This window comes from Vannielia sp., from assembly GCF_029212645.1.
Lineage (GTDB): Bacteria > Pseudomonadota > Alphaproteobacteria > Rhodobacterales > Rhodobacteraceae > Vannielia.
Genome location: NZ_JARGND010000016.1, coordinates 43,785 through 65,248, shown reverse-complemented (window position 1 = coordinate 65,248; position 21,464 = coordinate 43,785). Strand labels below are relative to the sequence as shown.

Below are 21,464 nucleotides of genomic sequence, written 5' to 3'. Positions count from 1 at the left end.
CAGAGGCCATCGTCGTGCCCTCACCCGGATTGATCGTCCCGTCCACCGGCTCCACACGGCCCCCGTCAAGGCTGGCAAGCCGGGTATCCGGGTCCGGCGTATCGCTGTCCGGCGTGTCATTATCAGGCGTGTCGGTGCTCGCGGTATCAGTGTCGGGCGCATCGCTGTCGGGGGTGGTATCTGGCGTCTCACTGTCCGGCGTCTCACTACCCGCTGTGTCGGTGCCTGGCATGTCGGTGTCTGGCGTCACGGGGCGGCTGGTATCGCCAAAATCAATCGTGTCACCATCCGGCGCATCGGTGTCGGCCCCGGTGGAGCCGTTGTTCGCCGGATCGGTGCTGGGGCTGGTTTCGTTTCCGGCAATCACCCCATCGCCCGGTTCCGTTACTGGGTCATCGCCGGGGCCGACGCCGGGAATAAACCCGCCAAAATAGGCACCCGCTCCGCCGCCACCGATGACGACGAGCGCAAGCAGCGCCGCGATCAGCCCGCCCTTGCCCTTTTTCGCCGGTTCGGCCTGCTGCGGTGGCATGGTCATGCCGGGAGCGGCTTGCGGCGGCAGCGTGCGGCCCACACCGGTTTGCTGCGCCGGGAACGGGCTTTCGCCCCCCATATCCACCGCAGGTGGCTGCGTTGGGGTAAAGCCCGGCGGCGTAGAAATCACCGTCTCCCCTCCACCCGGCGGGGTGGTAAACTGGCTTGGCGGGACCGAATATTGCGGTGGCACCGATCCCTGTGGCGGAACCGAATACTGCGGCGGCACCGAGCCTTGCGGCGGAACCGAATACTGTGGTGGAACCGACCCTTGCGGCGGAACCGAATATTGCGGTGGCACCGAGCCTTGCGGCGGAACCGGCGCACCTGCGGCTGGAGCCGCGCCAGCAGCGCCGCTCAAAAGCGCGGGGTTGTCGATCAGGTGCAGGACATCCTGCATGCTCTGCGGCCGATCCTTTGGATCAGGCTGAAGCATCCGCTCCAGCAGCGGGCGCAGCTCGTCATGCACACCCGAAAGATCGGGCACATCCATGCGCCGCTCAACCGCCTCGGCGGGGCTGTCGCCCATGTCCACCGGCTCGCCACGGCAGGCGGCCGCGGCCACAAGCGCGAGCGAATAGATATCCGACGTGCCCTCGATCACCCCCTTGAAGCGGCCCAATTGCTCGGGCGACACATAGCCGTATTTCCCGGCAAATTGCCCGCCCAGCAGGGTGCCGCCGCCAAAGTTGGCGGATTTGGCGATGCCGAAATCAATGATCTTGGTATGGCTGATGAGGCCATCCTGGATGACCACATTATCCGGGCTCAGGTCACGGTGAACCACGCCCAGATCATGCGCCTTTTGCAAACCACTCGCCACGCGGCGCATCATGGTTTTCACGTCTTCGCAGGGCATCTTGCCCTCTTCGGCGTAGAAATCGGCCAGCGACCGGCCCTCGACGAACTCCATCACCAGACAGGCGCGCTGAATCCCCGGATCAACCGTGAAGAGCATGTAGCGCACAATGGCATCATGGTGCAGGCGGCCCAGCACCGTGGCCTCTTTCTGGAACAGCGAAAGGATCTTCTCGTCATGCGCCAGCGCCGCCAGCACGATCTTGATCGCAACCGGCTCTTCGGTGTGGATGTTGAACCCGCGATAAACCTCGCCCATACCGCCGGTGGCGATGTGTTCGGTGATCTCGAAGGTTCCCATGATCTGCGTGCCAATCGCCACCCCGGTCGGCGCGACCGAGGAGATGACTGTTTTCTGGCTGTCAGGCTTCGGGGATTGGTTGTCGTCGCTGGCCACCGGCTCAGATCCCTTCCTGCGGCAATTCGAAGATCGCCGTCATCGGCGTAACTTCGGTCTTGTCGAAGGCCCGCACGACCAAAACCGTGGTATTGTCAGTCGCGCCCCGTTGCAAGGTAAGGTCAAGCAGCAGGTCGCAGGCTTTTTGCGGCTGGTGCTTTCGGGCAATCTCAAGGATTTCATGGTCTTCAACATGGGCTGTCAAACCGTCGGAGCACAGGATGAAGGTGTCGCGGTTCCGTAATGTGCCGTACTTGTGATCAAGATGCACATCCGGATGCACCCCGATCGCGCGGGTGATGACATTCTTGCGCGGCCAGTTTTCGGCCTCTTCCGGGGTGATTGCGCCGCGATCAAGCAACTCGTTGGCTTCGGTATGATCGCGCGAAAGCTGGGTCAACTGGCCGTCGCGGATCAGGTAAACCCGGCTGTCACCAGACCAGACGCAGGCAAAATGCTGTTCAAACACCAGCAGTGACACCACCGTAGAGCCAATGGTTGCCCCTTGGGCAATCGCGCGTTGCTGGATTTCGGCGTTGGCGCGGCTGATCCGCTCCACAAAACGCGCCTGAAGATCGGGGGCCGACGTGGGTTTGCCCACCGATGAAAGGTGCTGAACGATCGCCCCCGAGGCATAATCCCCCCCATGGTGCCCGCCCATGCCATCGGCCACGACCCACATGCCACCTTCAGGATCCGAGTGGTAATTGTCCTCGTTGTGGTCCCGCGCATAGCCGGTATGGCTGATCGCGCCGGTTTCAAACCTGAAAAGTCGTGCATTCATGCCGTAATGGTTCCCGTTTCTGGGGGTCTTGTTATTTTTGGGCTGGGGCAGTGTCGGCGCTTAACCATGTGCGGTCAATCCTCCCCCCGCCCACGGCGTGAAAAGAGGCCACGAAAACCGCCTCTTTTGCCACCCAAGCCCGCTGCATTGCTGTCTGGAGCGCCAAATGGGCTCTCGTCATCCTCGGGAAGAGCGTTTTCCTGTGCGATCTCGTCGTCGGCTTGCGCGTTCAGGGTCTCTTCTGCGGCTTCATTGTCGGTCTCGATGTCAGTCTCGTTCTCGTCGGTCTCGTTTCCGGCCTCTTCATCGGTCTCGGCAACCGGTTCATCTTCGGGCGCACTCTCCCCGTCGTCAGGTGTGTCAGCCTCCGCCGGTTCCGCAATCTGCGCCTCGTCACCCTCTGCGCCATCCGCCTTGACGGGGCTGTCTTCGGGCTTGGCCTCACCGTCGCCATCCCGTTCTGCCTCCTCAGCCTCAGCCGGTGCATCGGCCTCTCCTACGGCCTCGTCAGCCTCTTCAGCAGAGGCGTCCTCGGCCTGGTTTGCCGCTTCGCCACCCGCGTCATCTTCGTTCTCGTCCACCGCCGTTGCCTCTGGCTCATCTTCCACGTCAGCCGCGTTATCCTCGTCCTCATCGGTAAGGCCAGTAATGCCGCTGCCGTCGTCTTCGTCGTCCTGCGAAGAGATATCGGCGTAAATATCTTCGCCCGCCGCAACGCCGCTCATGCCATAGGGCTCCGGGCCGTCGTCAAACAGGTCTTCGGGGGCTTCCTCAACCTTCTCAACCTCGGGCTCAGGCTCCGGTTCCGGTTCCGGCGCGGGGGCGGCCTCCTTTGTGGGAAAGCTCCAATCGGCATTGGGGTCATCAAACGGGCTGGCGGCTTCTTCGCCGGTCAACTCGGCGGCATAGGCATCATCCACCGCATCGCTCGGCGCGGCCCAGGCAAGCGCCTCACCCGCTTCGTCGGCGGGCGCCGCGCCCCAGGCGGCAGCGGCCGCGGCCTCTTCATCTGTCGAGATCAGATCCTGCGGTGGCACGGTCGTTTCCCGTGCCGGGCGGTCATCCCGCGCGGCGGCAGCGGAAGCGGCAGGGCCAAGCGCCCCGGCAGCGGCAACCGGCGGTTCTACCGGCTGATGCACCCGCGCGGGCGGGCCAAAGCCGCGCAGCATCCCGGCGAAGCCCAGCGCATCCGGCATCCCGTCCATCGCGATCATGCCGGGGCCAACATATTCGTTGCCACCAGTCCACCAATAGCTGCGCTCGAACGAGGCCAACTGGTGATCATGATCGCGAACATCCGCCAGCATCTGGCCAAGCCCGTGCTCCCCATAGGCAAAAAAGGCATTGCGCCTGTCCTCGCCCATCGCACAGGGCGCGGCATTGGGCATGGGAAGAGATTGCAGGAAGCCGTCAACATCGCCGTCAAAATGGGCCGACTTTGCCGCCAGCAAGGCCCGCTCAAGGGTGCCATACCAATCTTCCATCGGGTCCGAGAGCGGCGGCACCGGGTGGCTGTGGCCCATCCCCGAAAGCACCAGCGTCAGCGGAAACTGCCGCCCCACCTTATCGACCGAGGCGGTCAACGCGCCCGCCACCGGGTAGCCAAACACCCCCGGCCCAATCCAGAAACGCCACACCGGGCTGGCGCCATAAACTCGGTCCCAATCCCCGGCGAGATGGTGCTTGGCCCCGCCAACCGATTTTTCGAGCCAGCGCTCCCAGAACGCCAGCACCTCGGGCTCAATCGCGCGGGTGATGAAATCGCCCTTTGCGGGCAGTTTTCCGAAAAGGCCGAGGCTCATGCTCTACAACCCCTGCGGACACTTGAACTGCGTCAGCTCGTTCATGAAGAAGGGGTTCTTCTGGGTGGCCAGCGTCATCCGATAGGCAATATGGCGACCGCCGATATTGTAGCGCACCTCAATCTGGTTTCCCGAAACCTTGGGCTGCCCGGCATTGAGGAACCGCACAAAGCCCCAGCCGCCCGCTTCGCTGATGTCAGATTTGCGCCCACGCATTTCGGGAGTAAACACAAGGCTGGTCGAGCCACCGGCCAGCGAGCCGGGCCAGCTGATTGCGGCGGGCGAGTTGCCCCGGCGGCGCGTTAGCACAACCTGGCCGTTTACCTGAAGCTGCGCGGTTTCAATCGCCTTGTGCAGCGAGGTCGGCACCACCTCCATATCCACCACCGGAATGCCGCCCCCCGTCGGGAAAAAGGCATCCCGGATCGCGGCGGCCCGCTCAAATTGCTTGAGCGTCGAGGTTGAAAGCTTGCCCGCCAGCGGCCCGCTTTCCTTCCACGTCCAGCTTGTGCCGTTGATATCGGCAAACTGGCTGAGGTTTTCGAGGAAGAACCGGTCCATTACGCCCTGTGGCGCGAAGAGCTTGGCAAAGTCCACCAGCCCAACCTCACGCGCACTGTTCTGCGCGAAGGGGAATTTGCTGTCGATCACCGCCTGGCACACCTGCGTCACCTGGCTGTTGAGCAACTCATTGAGGCGCGCCACCGAGGTGTTGGCGGCGTCCCCCTCAAAATCATCCACCGCTTCCTGGATCATCCGCTCCATCGGGCGCGGCAGGCGCGAGCTGGCCTGCTTGAGCGCCCCAAGGTTGGCGGGCATTTCCCTGTCGGCCACTTCGGGGAAATCCACGGCGGTGATGAGCGTGCGCTGCATGTCCCCAAGGGTGGCGAGCAGCAGATCAATCCGCCGGTTGGGCTGATCGCCAATCAGCAAATCGTGCCAATCGGCATAGTAGCTTTCAATCTCGGCGCCGGGCAAAGGCGCAGGCCCGCCGCTGCCGCCGCTCCCACCAGCGCGTTGCTGGCTTTTGCGGAACACCACATCAAGGCCAACGCGGGCGAGGCCTTGCTGACGCGAGATAAAGATCTGCGCCGCCCGCTTGGAAAATTCGCCGCCCGCTTCTCCGGCCTTGCCTTCCAGCGCGCCCGAAATGCCCGCTGGCGGCTCGTCATCGGCCTTGGTGTATTCCACCGTCAAGCTGGTCTCGGCGGCAATGCCTTCGGTCAGGAGCAGGATCGGCGAACTGCGCGAGGCGGCGGCGGCCGCGAGGGATTGATAGGAGGGTTTGTCGGCGCTCATCGGGCGCAGCTTTACCGCGCCAAGCACCCGGTCCCACTCTTCGATCCAGTCGTTCACGTAGCGCTTCAGCAGGATCGGCCCGAGGCCCGCGATCTGGTCTTCGAGCTGCGCCTCGGCGGCGTATTCGCCCATCACCCACTGGTCATCCAGCAGGTTCTGGGCGATCTGGCTCAACTGCGGCAAAAAGAATTCATGGAAGCCGCGATAGGTGTAGAGCGGTGAAATCACCAACTCCTCCAGCGCCTCCCCGTTGACCCCTTCAAACACCAGATCAGAGTCGCGCCCAGCCCGGTTGGCAATGGTGAACGGCTCGATATCGGTAAATTCCGCCGTTGCCAGAAGCAGGCTATAGGCTTGATCTTCCACGTTCATCCGCGCCAGCAACCGCTCGGACTGATCAATCAGCGCGCCGTTCAGCTCAAACGACGGTTGCTGCACCGCTGCCAGCTCCAGCATGGCAACCAGATGGTCCTCCAGCGCCTGGCGGGTGGCCGGGTTGGTGCCCTGGTAGGTGTTGCGCCGCCAGTCATCGCGGAAATAGGCGATGATCAACTCGTCATCCGATTGCGGGGCCAGATCGCCAAGCAGCTTATACACCTTCAACGTGCGATAAACCGCCATCACCTCGCCGGAGCGGATGAAATTTTCGAGCTGCTGCTCAAGCTGCAGGATGATCCGCGAGCGCATCATCCGCTCAAGCGCCTGCCGGTAGGTCGCCGTTGCCGCGGACTCGACCGAGCCGCGCTGGCTCAGGCCAAATTTCTCGGTGATCGGCGCGTCGTTTTCAAGCTGCGCCTCGGCATACCCCATTGGCATGTTGCGCAGCATCTCAAGGTGCGGCAGCACTGTCAGCAGATCAATGTCCTCAACCTTGCCGGTGTTGATCTCTTCCTGCGCGGAAAGCTCGTAATCGGAAATCGCCGCCTCTGCGGTGCCAATCAACTCGCGGTTCTGCATGAAGGAAAGGCCCCAAAGGCCCAGCATCCCCAGCGTCGCCAGCACGATGACCGAGATCGCCGAATAGCGCCAGATGGCGGCGCGGCGCACCGCCCGCTTATCGGTGCTCACCCACCCGGCCTCGGCAAAGATCACCTTTTTCAGCAGATCATGCAGGAAAAAGCTCTTCGCCTTGCCCGACATCTGCCCCTGCGCCATGCCACCAAAGTTGCGCTGCATTGAGCCAAGAACCTGGTCAATCGGCGTGCCTTCCTGGGTGCCGGACGAAAAGTAAAAGCCCCGCAGGTTCGCCGCCACCTTGTAGCGCGTGTGGCCAAAGACCCCGCGCATGAAATCACCCAACCGGTCCTGAAGCATCGCCACCTGGCCGGGAAAGCCAAAGATCGCAATACGGTTGATCGCGTCAGGGTCTTCCTGCAAACGGTCGGTCACCTCTTCGCTCAGGCGGTTGACCAGCGCGTGATATTCCTCGTCAAAGCGCTCAACCGTCTGCTCTTTCTTGCTGTCGGTCTGGAAGGTCGCGCCCCACACCTTTTGGCGGCGCGACTGGCTGAACGAGCCGAAAAACTCCATGAAGCCGCTGATCAGATCGGCCTTTGTGAACAGCACATAAACCGGGAAATCCACCTTGAGCTCGTCGTGGATTTCCATCAGGCGGGAGCGGATGATCTCGGCGTGGGCCTCGATCTCGGCCGGTGTGGCCGTCATGATCTCTTGCAGGCTGATCGCCAGCATCACGCCGTTGATCGGCTGGTTGGCGCGGTAGGTCTTGAGCAGCTTGAGGAAGCTCGCCCAGCTTTTGCCATCGGCCTCGGCGTCACTGTCTTGGGTGGTGTAGCGGCCCGCGGTGTCGATCAGCACCGCCTCTTCGCTGAACCACCAGTCGCAATAGCGCGTGCCGCCCACCCCGGCCACCGCCCCCTCGCCCTTTTCGGCGAGCGGAAACTTGACGCCAGAGTTCAGCAGCGCGGTGGTTTTGCCCGATCCGGGCGGGCCGATGATGATGTACCACGGCAGATCGTAGAGGAAGGATTTTGACCCGGCGCTCTGTTTCAGAACGCTCATCGCCTCGCCCATCTTTTCGCCCAGAACCTCGCCGTCGCCGGTGATCTCCTGTTCGGTGATCGCCTCTTCCAGCGCCCTCGCGGCCTTGCGGCGGCGCAGGAACTTCACAAGGTACACGGTTCCCACCGTCAGCCAGACAACGGCAATCAGCAGGATGCGCACCCAAACCGCGTCAAACGGGGTTGCCTCGCCAAATCCGATCAGCGGGAAGGCAAACCACACCAGCGCAAACCACAGGATGAGGGACAAAACGACCAGCGTTCCGATGATCCAACGTTTCATAGCTCTTCAACCCTTTCGCCCATAAGGCGCATCACGTTTTGTCGGCGTCCCTCGCCGGTCGTCAAATCTCTTTGTCCAGCGTCTCTTCACGTTGGATCATAATTTCCACCCGCCGGTTCTGGGCCTTGCCCTCCGAGGTGTCGTTCGAGGCCAACGGCTCATCTTCGCCGCGCCCATCCACTTCCACCCGCTCAGGCACCGACAACAGCGGCGTGATCACCCCGGCCACGCTCTTGGCGCGGGCGACCGACAGCTCGAAATTGTTCTTGTATTTGCCCCGGCCTGAAAGCTGATCGCTGTCGGTGTGGCCAATCATCCGGATCGGGCCTGGCTCCTGCTCCAGAACCTGCGCAATGCTCTCGCCAATCGCGATGAAATCATCCTTCACCTCGGCGCGGCCACTATCAAACAGGATCGAGTTGTTCAGCTCGATCACAATGAAATCACCCTTGGCCGAAACCGCGATAGCCTCATTCCCGGCAAAGGCCTCTTCCAGCCGGTCAAGCTGCGTGGTCTCGATCACCGGCGGCAGCGGCGGCGGGGCGACCGGGCCACTGGTGCGGCGCACCAGTTCGATCATCTCGGTCGGGTGCAGCGAGCGCATGTTGGTGGTCAGCTCATTGCCCTCGTTGAGCAGCAAGAACCGCATCCCAAAGTAGGCGCCCGCCAAAACCGCCATCGCCAGGATCGCATAGGCCCAAACCGGCACCTTCGAGAATGACCGCCGCGCGGCCATTTCCACGCCCTTCCAGCGCGGGCTGATATCGTCGTCGCCGCGCGGCTTCACCCGGCGCAGCGCCTCATAAATGTTGCGCTTATATTGCTGGAGGCTCACATCGCCGCCCTGCATGGCGCGAAACTGCCCCTCAAAGCCAAGCTGCAAGCAGATCAGCATCAGCTCAAGCAGGTGGTATTTATGGATCGGGTTCTGGAGCGCCTTGTCGACCTCCTGAAAGAAGCCCACGCCCGAGGTCCGCTTGTTGAAGAACCGCGCAACCATCGAATATTGCAGCCAAACACCCCGGTCGGTGCCGGGCAGGTTTTGCACGATATCGTCCGCGGTGCCACAGATGCAGTATTTGGCAATCAGCGCATCGGTCTGGTCCACGCCCGCTTCCAGCATCTTGGCCTCGGCGGCCTCGATCTCTTCGGTGACGTGCTGCATCAGCGGCACGGCGTGCATATCCACCACCTGGCTGCGCAAGCGGCCAAACAGGATGAGCAGCGAGGCCGAGGACGCAACAATCGGGTTGGCATCCGCGGACATGCCGCTTGTCTTGGCCTCAAGCGCGGCATCAAGGCTGATCTTCTTGACCGGCGCGCGCTGGATGGGCTGCTCGCGGCTGATCTCGGGGAAGAAGCCTTCCTGCGTGGTTTTGGCCCCCATCCACTCGGCAGCGTTCTGGTGGTCTTGCGGGCCGCCAAAGCCTCCCGCACCGCCACCGCCAAAGCCGGGGCTTGGCGGTTGCTGCGGCGCCTGTCCGCCCCCACCAGCACCGCCCCAGGGATCTGCTCCGCCGGGCTGCTGCGGCGGTTGCGCCGGTTGTTGTGGCGGCGCGGACCAGCCGCCACCGGGGGGCTGCTGCGCCGCGCCCTGCCCCGGCGTGTTCCAGCCGCCAGCGGCGGGCATGGAGCCTCCGATCACGGTTTTCTGGCTGCCACCCCCGGCCGGTTGGCCGCCGCCGCCCTGTTGCGGCTTCTGGCCAAAGCCGCCGCCCGGCATCGGGCGGATGACTGTCTTGCCGGAGTCCTTTTCATCGCTCATTAGCGGTTCTCCTGGATGCCCCAGAGCTCAAGCTTGAGATCGGGCCAATCGCCGGCGAAATGCATCCCGATCGCGGGGGCCGTCGAAAACTCACGCCACATCGGATTGTTCTTGTCGATGTTGAAGTAAACGTGGCTCGAAACGGCGCGGATCTGGCGTGGTGGCGTTGGCAGGTGCACCAGTTCCAGTCCCGGCAGGGCGCTATTCACGATAGCATTCATCTGGGTGTTCGGGCCAACTTTACAAAGCGCCGGGAACTGCTGCTGGATCTGTGTCAGCGGCTTGTCGGCGCTCACCTCGATCACAAAGCTCGCATCGCGGAACAGGTTGCGGTCGGTGACCTTGGCAATAAAGCTGCCGGGGTGCAGTTCTTGCAGATCCAGCCGCACCGCGCGCCCCACATCCCGGCTGAGAAGCCGCTGGATATCGCGGGTGATCGGCTCAAACACCTCTTCAAGGTTGTCCTGATCGTAGGGCTTATATTCGGGCGCAAGGCGGTCCTTGTCAAATGTCCACAATTCGCCGGCAAGGCGCAGGAACAACTGGTACAGTTCTTCGGGGTGGATGAAACGGCTGTGCCGGTAGTGGCGCAGCAGGCCGATCTCACGGTTCAGCACCAGCAGCATAAAGTAATCGGTCGCCTGCAAGCCGCCGCCCGAGGAGGGGTCGGAGGCATAGCGCGCAAGGCTCTCCAGCTTGGTCTCGACCCAGCCAACAACGCGCTCGATCCAGCCCGCAACAACCGGGTGCGCCTGCACCGTCAACACCGGCGGGGCGAACTTTTCGTCAAAGATGACGTTCTTGTCGCGCACCTCAACCACCTTGGCGAGCCGCAGGCAGTTGTAACCGGGCTTCTCGGTCTTGCGCACATCAAACTCAACCCGCGGATGGGCCACCTCAATGGCCTCCTCCAGCCGCATCGAGGCGGTGCTGTCGGCCACGGTTTCTGCGGACAGCCTGTAGCGGGCGGCGCGAGAGGCCTCGTCATCGGTGCCCACCTCGCGGCCATTCACCTGCGTCATCGGCATCGTCAGCCAAACTGACAGGCCCTCGGAGCCTTCAGGAATCTCCACCGGATCCGGCAACTGGCTGATGCCGGGCATGTCAAACGGGGTGCCATCGGGGAAGATACCGGTCGCCGAGCGCAGGCCAAACTTGGTTTGCTGCGCCACGTCGCGGTCAATCTCGATCTGCGAAAAGCCCCAGGGGTATGGCGAGGCTAGCCGGGTGCGCGCCTCAACAAGCTTCTCGAAATAGCGGTCACTCTGTTGGAAGTGATGGGGCTGAAGGAAAAGCCCCTCTTTCCATGCGACTTTTGAAAACCATGACATCTAGGGTTCGCTACCACATTCCAATTTTCGTTTCACAATATACTGGCAGGGAAAGCCCCCGCCCGAAAGGCACAAATATCTGACAGGGTCTTGCAAATCTTGATCGCCCCGTGTGGCACCTTGCCAGAAACAAACGGGGTGCCGCAAGGGCACCCCGCTCGATTGTCACGCTGAGCTCACGCCCCGATCAGAATTGCAGCCGAACCTGAGCGGTGATCGAAAGAGCGTCCACGTTGTCCGAGAACCGCCCGTCAATCCGTGCCGAAGCGTTCAGCTGCTTGGCCTTGCCGACCTGGCCGTCAAGGATCTTGATGTAGCTCAGACCCACCGAAAGCTCGCCAAAGTCCCCCAGCGGCTCCGTGGAAATCGCCCGCGTGGTGCCGTTCTCGGCGGTGAAGAGTGCGGTTTGATCGTCGCTGAAGTCACCGTAGTAGGTGGCGGTCACGAACTTGTTGATCGCGCTGTCACCCGCTTCACCCACGGTGGTTTTGGCCAATGTGGCCCCGATAAAGCCGATCTTGGTGGTGTGCTCGTCGAAGGTGAGCACATCGGTGTCACGGGTGTTGGCCGGGTCGGGGTCAGAGCCGGTGCCGGTGTTGCGGAAGGTGATGGAGTCGGTCTCCGACCGGGTAATCCCAAAGCCAACCGTTGGCACCAGCGTCAGATCATCCGTCAGCGGGTAGCTGTAGCTGACCGATCCCGAGACAGAGACAGACTCGCTGGAGGTTTCCGCACCAAACAAACCAAGCTCTGCGTTGTCGAACTCAAAGTCGGCATTCTCGAACCGCAACTGAAGGTCGGCTGAGTAAGCGTCCTTCGCCAGCGCCACGTATCCCCCAACATAGCTCTGCGAGAAGTCCGCTTTGGTGGTCGAACGATAGTCACCCAGAGTCGGCGTACCGTTTACAAAATCGGTGCGGAACACATCCTGTTCGGTCGTGCCGGTATTGTACCCAAAGATCGCACCACCCGCGATGTCAAACTGGCCACCGCCGGTGTCAAAGCACCCGTAGTCAACGCCACCGGTGAGGCCGTAGAAGGTGGCATCCACGGTCGAGGGAAGGTTCGAGGTGCCATTGTTGGTGCGCGCCGTACCCGAGGCTTTACCGCCCGTGAAGCGCGCCCAGCCCCCGGTGCCGCAGTTGTCGTCATCCTCATAGGCCAGGCCCGAAACGAAGGGCGAGGACGGGCGGTTCACAATGGTGCCGATCAGCGATTGCACAAGGCTGATGTTGCCCGCCACAGCCACCGAGCCAGAGCCGATGTCGGTGGTGATGTTGATCCCCGTTCCGTCATTTTGCAGCACGTAGGTCAACTCATCGACAACCCCGAGCGACACATCGCCAGCCAGCGTTGCCCCGCTGGTGTCCCCGGAGACAAGCACCAGATCAACAACATCGCCAACGGTGAGGATATTGCTGTCAAAGGTCACCGTCCCTGTAAGCGCGCCCACGTTGAGCAGATCAGTCGCGCCAGCGCCCGAGAGATCGGCATCAAACGACAGGGTGCCGCCGTTCATGGTGCCCGACACTGTCAGCACATCATCTGCGGCACCGTCCAACATGCCGATCGTGCCGCCGGTGTTGTCGATATCGCCTCCGATGGTGGAGGCGGTGCCGTCAACGCTGATGGTGGCGTTGTTTTCGATCTCTGCGGTGGTGGAGATGCCGCCACCGTTGTCGAGCGTGAAGTCGGCGTTGTTCACGAAGTCACCCGTCACGCTCAGGGTATTGGCCCCATTCTCGTTGAAGGTGCCATCGTTGGTGAAGGTGCCGGTCACGCCGCTGTCACCATTCATGTTGAAGGTGCCCACGTTATCGAAGTCGGCCAGGATATCGCCGCCCACCGCGTTGAAGGTGCCCGAGTTGTTCACCGTGCCGCCCGTGATGGTGCCGCTGTTGGTGGCGGTGCCGGTGTTATTCACCGTGGTGCCCGTGATGGTGCCGTCGTTGGTGACGGTGCCAGAGGTATCCAGCGTCGTGGCCATCAGGTTTGCCCCTGGTCCGTTTACCAGATCAGCGGTGTTGGTGAAGGTGCTCACAGGCGCATCCGCCCCCACCGTTCCGGTGTTGGTGAAAGAGCCCGAGTTGGCAATCTCAGCCGCGTCCAGATCGCCTGAGTTGTTGGTGGTCGCCACCGTGGTGAGCGTGCCGCCCACGTTGACGTCGCTTGAGTTGGTGAGGTTGGCCGCCGGGGTCAAATCGCCCGCCACGGTCAGCGTGCCCGAGTTGTCAACATCGCCCGCCGCGGTAGCGTTGCCGCCAACTGTTGCGATGCCGGTGTTGGTGAGCGTGTCACCCGCCGCCAGATCGCCAGCCACAACCAGAGAGCCGTCGTTGGTGACAGCGCCCGTGCCGGTAAAGCCACCGCCCACCGTGATTGCACCAGTGATGTCGTTGGTGGTGGTGCCGCCCACGGTGGCATCGGTGCCTGCCGTGACGGTGCCGGAGTTGCCAAGGTCGCCGGTGACGTCTAGCGCGCCGGTCGTCGCCGTCACGGTGCCGCTGTTGGTGGCGTTGCCGCCGACCGTCACGCTGCCATCGGCCAGAACCGTGCTGGTGTTGGCGAGGTCACCCGTCACAGCCACATCGCCGCTGGTGGCCGTCACATCGCCATCGTTGGTGAGGGCAGCACCCGCTGTCACGCTGCCGCCAGCGGTGATCGCCGCGCCCACGCTGTTGGTCACATCACCGGTGCCAGCGAAGTCACCGCCTGCGGTGACCGTGCCATCGTTGGTGGTGGTGCCGCCCACGGTAGCATCGGTGCCTGCCGTGACGGTGCCGGTGTTACCCAGATCGCCGGTGACATCAACCGCGCCGGTCGTCGCCGTCACTGTGCCGCTGTTGGTGGCGTTGCCGCCGACCGTCACGCTGCCATCGGCCAGAACCATGCTGTTGTTGGTGAGGTCGCCCGTCACATCCACGTCGCCGCTGGTCGCCGTCACATCGCCATCGTTGGTGAGGGCAGCACCCGCTGTCACGTTGCCGCCAGCGGTGATCGCCGCGCCCACGTTGTTGGTCACATCACCGGTGCCAGCGAAGTCACCGCCTGCGGTGACCGTGCCATCGTTGGTGGTGGTGCCGCCCACGGTAGCATCGGTGCCTGCCGTGACGGTGCCGGTGTTACCCAGATCGCCGGTGACATCAAGCGCGCCCGCCGTCGCCGTCACGGTGCCGCTGTTGGTAGCGTTGCCGCCCACCGTCACATCGGTCGCTGCCGTCACCGTGTTGGTGTTGGTAAGATCATTGCCAACCACAACTGCGCCGGAGGTGCTTTCCACGGTGTTATCGTTGGTCAGATCGGCGCTCGCCGTTACGTCGCCAGTGGCGGTGATCGTGCCGGTGGCACTGTTGGTCACGTCGCCGGTGCCGGTGAAGGTGCCGCCTGCGGTAACCGTGCCGTCGTTGGTGGTGGTGCCGCCTACCGAGGTATCGCCCGTGGTGGTCAGCGCAGCACCCACTCCGTTGGTCAGATCGGTGCCCACGCTCGCGCTGGCCGCCGTCACGGTGCCGGTGTTGTCCAGCGTCGTGGTGGTGGTCAGATCGGTGCCCACTGTCAGCGTGCCGCTGTTGGTCACGTCACCGTTGGTGAGCGCCAGGGCAACGTCCATTAGGTTGTCGTTGGTGATCGAGCCTGTGCCGGTGACCGAACCGTCAATGTCGATGGTGCCCGCATTGGTGATGGTGCCGTCGCTGGCCACATCGCCGGTTGCCATGAAGTCGCCGGTGGCGGTCACATCCAGGGTGCCCTGGTTGTTGGCGGTGTCGGTGGTGACGGTGTCATCCACCGTCAGCGTTGCGCCCAAAGCAATGTCGAGGTTGGACGTCACCGCAAGGGTGCCATCGGTCACTGTGGTGTCGGCGTTGATCGCAGCGTTGCCCACCGAAAGCGTGTTGCTCGCGAGGGTCAGCGCCCCTGCCCCGGTGCTCTGGGTCAACGTGCCGGTCACATCCAGATCGCCGGTGAGCGTGAGCGTGCCGCCGTTCTGGTTGGTGAGGTCCCCCTCAATCCCTTCTGTCGGGGCCGTGCCCGCAGCCACGACGCTGCCTTCGTTGGTTACATCGGCGTCCACAAGGCCGCCCGCGATGGTCACAACCTGCCCGGACGCATTGTTCAGCGTGGTCGCCTGAAGCTCGCCGCCGTTCACATCAATGCTGCCAATGGTGTTGGTGACCGCGCCAGCCACATCTACCAGCCCGGTGGTAACGGTCACATCGGAGCCGGCGCCATTGTTGATAACATTGGCTGCGCTCACGGTGCCCGAGGTGCTCACCTCAAGTGAACCACCGGTGTTTTCGATATCGCCCGTCACATCAATCGACGTGTCAGTGTCTGCGATGATTGTCCCTGCGTTACCAGTGATCGAATTCGCGCTGAAGGTGCCGGACCCGGACCCGCCAACCAGGCCAGATCCAGCCTGGTTGGTTACATCACCCAAGGTAATGTTGCCTGTGGAACCCGTAATCAGGCCGATTATGGCTGCGTTGTTGTCAACATTCCCGGCCATCAGGTTGCCGGTGCTGGTCACGACAATGATACCGGTGTTGTCGTTCAGGGTGCCCGAGAAGGTCACATCGCCCGATCCATCGTGATAAAACTCGCCGTTGTTGTCGTTCATGTTGCCGCCGGTCACGGTGGCCGCGTTGCTCACGGTAATCACGCCCGGTGCGGTGTTGGTCACATCCCCCAGCGATGCCGTGCCGCCGGTGATGTTCACCACCGCATCGTTGGTCAGCCCAACGCTGGTGAAGGTGCCGCTGGTTTCCAGCGTTGCGCCGGTGTTGTTGGTCGCCGCGCCGCTCAGCGTGGTGGTGCCGGTGTTGGTAAAGGTGCCGTCATTGGTGAGCGTCGCCACCGAGATGGTTCCGCCGTTCGTGGTCACACTGTCGTTGTCAAAATCAGCCGCTGCGCCGGTGATCGTGTCGCCCGCCGCCAGCACCAGATCCACGCTGGAGGCCTGTTGGAAGGTCGCGCCCGCGCCCGAAAGCGTTAGCGTGTTGCCGTCCAGCGCCGAGGTGCCGGGAACCGTGCCGATCGTCGCGGCACCGGTGTTGATGAAATCTCCGGCCACGTCGAGCGCGCCACCAAGCTGCACGTTGCCGGTGCCCTGGTTGGTGACAGTGCCGCCCACCGTGCCCGAAAGGGTCGCGGTGCCGTCATTGGTCACATCGCCGGTGATATCGTTGGTCGAGGTCAGCACGCTGGTCAGGCCGGTCAGGATCACGCTGCCATCCACTTGGCCGCCGTTGGTGAGGGTAGCCCCGATTGCAACGGTGACGCTGTTGTTGATCACAGCATTCGCAGTGGTCACAAGCCCGCCGCTGGCAACCGCCACGATCCCGTCACCGCCGGTTTCGGTGATGTCGCCATCGGTGGTGAAGGTTGCGCCGCCGAAGATCACGCTGTCACCGCTGATCGCGCTGCCGGTCCCTGCGGTGCCATTCGTGAGGGAGGTGAAGGTGAAGTTTCCGGTCACGGTGAGGGCCGCCCCGCCCGCCACGTCCAGATCGGTGAGACCCGAGGCGGTGAAAGCGCCGCCTACGGTGAGGTTTCCGGTCACATCAAAGGTGCCGGCTGTGCTGTTGACGATGCCTGTGATGTCGCCCGCCGCGTCCACATTGCCAATATTGGTAAGAACGGTGGTATCAAGCTGGCCGCCAGTCATCACAAGCTGGTCGTCGTTGTTGAACGCCGTTGCGGCCTGCACTTCGCCGCCCGCGTCGATGGTGACAGTGCCTCCGATGTTGTCAAACGTGCCGCCGGTGACATCGAGGATGCCGCCGGTTACGTTAACGGTCGCCGTGGCGTCGACGTTGAGGAAGGTGCCGGTCGACAACGTGCCATCCGAAACCGTCACAGCCGAGAAGTCACCATTGTTGGTGATGCCCGTCGTCGTCAGCGTGCCCGCGCCAGACTGGTCGATGATCCCGCCGTCACCCTGATCAATCGCACCGGTGAAAATCATGTCGCCCGCGCCGGTGTTCTCAATGGTTCCAGTATTGTCGGTGGCCAAGGTGGCATTAAAGGTGCCGGTGCCCGAGTTGGTGAGCGAGCCGGAGTTGGCATTTGCCAGGGCAATGGTCAAATCCCCTGCCCCGGCGTTCTCGATGGTGCCCGAGTTGCCTGTCGCGTCGCCCGCCGTGATGTCAGCGCCTAGACCGCCGTTGTTGACGATGGTGCCGGAGTTATTGGTGATGGCGCCCGTGATGATAATATCGCCCGCAGCAGCAGCGTCGATCTCGATGTCGCCCGCGTTGCCGGTCGCGGTGGTGATGTTGATGTTGCCGGTGCCCGTGAGGGTGAGCGTGCCGCTGGCTTCCTGGTCGTCAAAGCCACCGCTCAGGTTCATGTCGGCGCTGCTGGCGTTCTCAACCGCGCCCTCGTTGTTATCCAGCGTGCCGGTGACGGTCATCAAGCTGGAGCCGGCGTTGGTGATCTCTCCGGTCTGCCCGCCGTTTACGCCCGCGCCGGTCACATTGCCTGTCACGGTAAAGCTGCCTGCCGTCGAGGTGATCGCACCGTCGTTCTCAACATTGCCGGTCGCCTGGAAAACGCCGGAGTTGGTGACAATCCCGGTGTCCTCCACGTCCAGCCCTGCCACGGTGGTGGCACCGCCATCAGCATCGAAGGTCGCGCCATCGGCCACGTTCAGATCACCGATCAGCACGTTCACGGTGCCCTGGTTGGTGGTGGTTCCCGCGTTGACGTTGAAAATGCCCCCCGCATTGATCCCGCCGCCCGCTTCAACGGTCAGATCAGCGTTGGCCACCACGTCGCCAATGGTGGTCAGCGTGGCCGCGTTCGTGCCAAAGTCGGTCGTGGAAGTGCCGCCGTGGGTATAGCTGGCCGCACCCAGGTTGCCGGTGAGAGTGATCGCCCCGCTGCCAGAGTTTGTCAGGCTGCCGGTGATCGTGCCTTCAAGGTTGGCGGTGCCGGAGTTCGTCACATTCGCGGTGAGGATTCCGGTGTTGGTCAGGGTGCCGCTATCGTTGGCGATCGTCGTCGCCGTCACGCCGCCCAACAAGATCGAGGAGTTGTCCAGCGTGCCGGTGCCCGAAATGGTGATCGTCTCGCCCGCTGCATTCAGCGTGCCGTCGTTGTCGATGGTGCCGCCGGAGATGATGATATTGTCGGTGGAACTGTCGAGGTTCAGCGTTGCGCCGACGGCCACGTTGATCGCGGCATTGCCGGTGTTGGTGATCGCGCCAGCGCCCGCCGTCAGGTCTGTCGCCCCAATGTTGACGTTGACGATGGCGTTGCCGGAGTTGGTGAAATCCGTGCCTGCGGAGATATCGGTGCCGCTCGCGTCAATATTGATGACCGCATCGCCGGTGTTGGTGATCGCCTCGCCAGAGAGAATGCTGGCATTCGTGCCAGCTGCGGTCACGTTGATCTCGCCCTGATTGTCATTCGTCAGGTTGCCGGTGCCCGAAGTGCCAGCAGTAAGGATGCCGTTATTGCCGTTGAAATTGATGATGCCCGAATTCGCGTCATCGACAGTGTCGTTATTGATATCCCCCGCATCAGCCACGATCGCGGCGATACCGATATTGATTGTCATGTCGTTGTCGATGGTGTTGCCGGTGCCTTGCAGAATCCCGCCCACTGTAACGGTGCCGGTGCCGCTCAGATCCATCGAACCAGCTGAAAAGCCGGTGCCGACGGTCACGTTAAGATCAGCGTTGTCGCTCACTGTCAGCGCATTGGCCACGGTCACGCTGTTGCTGAGTATGCCATTGCCGAAAGTGCCGGTGGCATCGCCCGACAGCGTCATCGCATCTGCCGTCAAGTTGGTCGTATCCACGTCCAGAACAGAGGTATCCGCCGCCGAAAGCGTGCCCACATTGGTCAAGGTGCCAGCCGCCTGAAGTGTGCCGCCATTCACCACGCTGATATCGTTGCCATTGGCATTCACACCACCCAAAATGTCGACAGTCGCGCCATCCGCCGTAAGGTCGTAATCGAAATCAGCGTTGATGGTGTAGTCGATCTCGGTGGTGATCGAGCCGGTCACAAAGGTCAGCGTACCAAGGTTCGAGGTGGTGTTGTCAAAACCGGTGGCAAGGGTGATGTCCGCCGCGGTGATGGTCAGCGTGTCTAACGCCGCCGTGGTGATCACGCCGCCCAGCGAAACCGAGCCGGCGCTTGCGGTGATCGAGGCGGCGTCGGCCACACCAAGGTTCACATCGGTCATCGACAGATCGCCAACCGTAACGTCACCCGTGGTGGACGTAAGCCCGCCCACCAGATCAAGCGTGATCGCGGTCGTGTCAACGTTGCCGCCCACTTCCAGATCGCCGCCCATGGCAAAGGTGCCGCCGGTTACGGTGAGATCGCCGCTCACGCCGCCGGTCGCGCCGGTGCCGCTGAGAGTCAGGGTTCCGTCGCCCGTCACGTCGCCGTCAATGAACCCGTTCGACGTCAGAACACTGGCGTTGCCTGTGCCATTCAGCGTGATGTTCCCCGCCACGGTGCCACCGGCGCTGTTGTCCAGCGTGCCGCTGTTGATGGTGATCGCGCCTGCGCCCGCGTCAGTCGCCGTCAGGGTTGTGCTGCCGGAAACGGTAACTGAGGGTGTGTTAACCGTGTCGCCGATGACCATGGTCGCGGTCGAAAAGTCCTCGGTCACGTTCAGGTTGCTGGTTTGAACGTTGGTTGCGCCGCCCACGTCGAGCGCGCCGGTCATGGTCACGGCGCCGCCCGTGAGGTTGAGATCGCCGGTGATCCCGGCGGTATCCCCAGACACCCCCTCAAGGTTTGCGGTGGAACCGGACCCAAGGCTCACTGTGCCATCCAGAAGCCCGGACGAGGTGAAAGTCGCTCCGCCGCCACCGCCAATCACCGTGTCGCCGGTGATTGTGCCCGCATTGCCGAGCGTACCCTCGAACACATAAACATTGGTGCCGGTCACATCGAGCGTCGCCCCCGAAGCCACGTCGATCGTGCCCGCCGATTGGGTTGTCGCCTGGGTGGTCGAGGTCAGCGTCGCCCCAGTCGCCACGTTGACGACCCCCGAGTCCACAACAAGCGATCCGCCGAGCGTTACATCGTTGTCCACAGCAATCGCGGTGCCGCCGTTTTGCTCAAGATTGCCGCCAATATCGGTCGCCCCGGTGAAATCCACCGTGCCGGCATTGGTGACATTGCCGGTGATCCCGGCGGTGTTCGTTGTCGTGCCCTCGATATTGGCGGTGCCGCCCGATTGAACACCAACAGCTCCATCAACCAACCCGGTCGAGGAATTGGTGAAGGTGCCGCTGACATCAACGTCGCCCGTGATCCCGCCGTCGTTGGTCAGGCTGGTGCCTGCGGCCACATCAACAGCCGCCGCCATGGCGCCGCCGTTGGTCACGCTCACGGTGTCGGTTAGCGCCACGCTGGTGGCCGTTGTATCGCCATTCTGCGTCACGTTGCCCGCGCCCGCATAGGTAAGTGTAAAGCCGGTGGCATCCACGTTCGAATCCACCACCAGCGTCTCGCCCGCGTTGGTCACGGTGATGCTCTGATCTGCGGCCATGGTGAGCGCATCGCCGGTGATGGTGTAGCCGTCGACATCAACCTGAACATTACCAACGGTCACGCCGCCGCCATCCACTGTCACCGTGCCGCCGGTCGCACCAAAAACCGCGTTGTCGCCGTCTGTGAATGCCGTGGCATTGGGCGGGCCGGGTACGGAAGTCGCGGTGGTGTCCCAGTTCTCGTTGCCCGGATCGTTGTTCCAAATACCGCCGCCGCCGTCCGCGTCGGATGAGCCGATAACGTCAACAGATCCGTCCCAATACAGCGTCGCCTGCGCCGAAGCGTCTTGCGCGGCAAGGCCAAGCGCCAGAACCGCTGCTATGGCTGTTGTTGAGAGAATGCGCGCCCGGCACCGCCTGCGAAGCATCGCCTCGCCCCTGTGGCCGTTGTGCCCCTGCCCCGCCGTAATTGCGGTTTCGGAGATAGCGTTTTTCGCAATGAAATCTGCGCGCATGGAATAAGTCCTCTCGCCTTCAAAATGCCTGCGCTAAATACACCTCACCCGTCGGCAAGACTCCGCGCATTTGGCGTGACCCTACTTGCCCTTACGAAATTCGACAACGGTGAATTACCCACAGCACTGCTGTTGTTACGATTTGCCAGCGCAAAAGCCGTATTTTGTTGCCCCCCCGCAACAAACCGCGCCGCCGCAAAGCCGCCCTTCAGAAGCGTTTGCACCGCCCGTTTCTCCACCCTCCCCGGCGCCTGCGCCACATGGCCAAACCCCTGCAATGCTTCGCTCACCAAGCCTGCTCGCACCGGATCCTGGAGGCGCCCCTGCGAAAAGGATTTCAACCTGACCCTTGCGCGCGCTTCACCCGATGCCTACATTATGCCTACGTTATTTTTCAGATACCCCGATTGCCCCCGA

At 62.7% G+C, this 21,464-nt stretch carries 7 protein-coding genes; all 7 read right to left on the bottom strand.

All coding sequences use genetic code 11. The annotated features are described in order from the left end of the window. Positions 1-1,789: serine/threonine-protein kinase (locus P1U55_RS07360; RefSeq protein WP_301046892.1), on the bottom strand; the 1,789-nt coding region annotated here is incomplete at its 3' end. A gap of 4 nt (positions 1,790-1,793) precedes the next feature. Then, the gene (locus P1U55_RS07355) at positions 1,794-2,573 is read right to left on the bottom strand and encodes a PP2C family serine/threonine-protein phosphatase (protein ID WP_301046891.1); all 780 of its coding nucleotides are present in this window, start codon (positions 2,571-2,573) and stop codon (positions 1,794-1,796) included. Between the two features lie 74 nt (positions 2,574-2,647). Continuing rightward, the gene (gene tagF, locus P1U55_RS07350; RefSeq protein WP_301046890.1) at positions 2,648-4,375 is read right to left on the bottom strand and encodes a type VI secretion system-associated protein TagF; all 1,728 of its coding nucleotides are present in this window, start codon (positions 4,373-4,375) and stop codon (positions 2,648-2,650) included. Positions 4,376-4,378: 3 nt separating this feature from the next. Continuing rightward, positions 4,379-7,978, bottom strand: coding sequence for a type VI secretion system membrane subunit TssM (gene tssM / locus P1U55_RS07345; protein WP_301046889.1), 3,600 nt, complete (start codon positions 7,976-7,978; stop codon positions 4,379-4,381). Between the two features lie 61 nt (positions 7,979-8,039). After that, positions 8,040-9,743 (bottom strand): type IVB secretion system protein IcmH/DotU, encoded by a 1,704-nt coding sequence (gene icmH / locus P1U55_RS07340; protein ID WP_301046888.1) that lies wholly within the window; start codon positions 9,741-9,743, stop codon positions 8,040-8,042. Next, the gene (tssK, locus tag P1U55_RS07335; RefSeq protein ID WP_301046887.1) at positions 9,743-11,074 is read right to left on the bottom strand and encodes a type VI secretion system baseplate subunit TssK; all 1,332 of its coding nucleotides are present in this window, start codon (positions 11,072-11,074) and stop codon (positions 9,743-9,745) included. Before tssK ends, icmH begins: the two co-directional genes overlap by 1 nt. Positions 11,075-11,261: 187 nt before the next feature. After that, the gene (locus P1U55_RS07330) at positions 11,262-21,047 is read right to left on the bottom strand and encodes a hypothetical protein (protein ID WP_301046886.1); all 9,786 of its coding nucleotides are present in this window, start codon (positions 21,045-21,047) and stop codon (positions 11,262-11,264) included. Between the last annotated feature and the right edge of the window lie 417 nt (positions 21,048-21,464).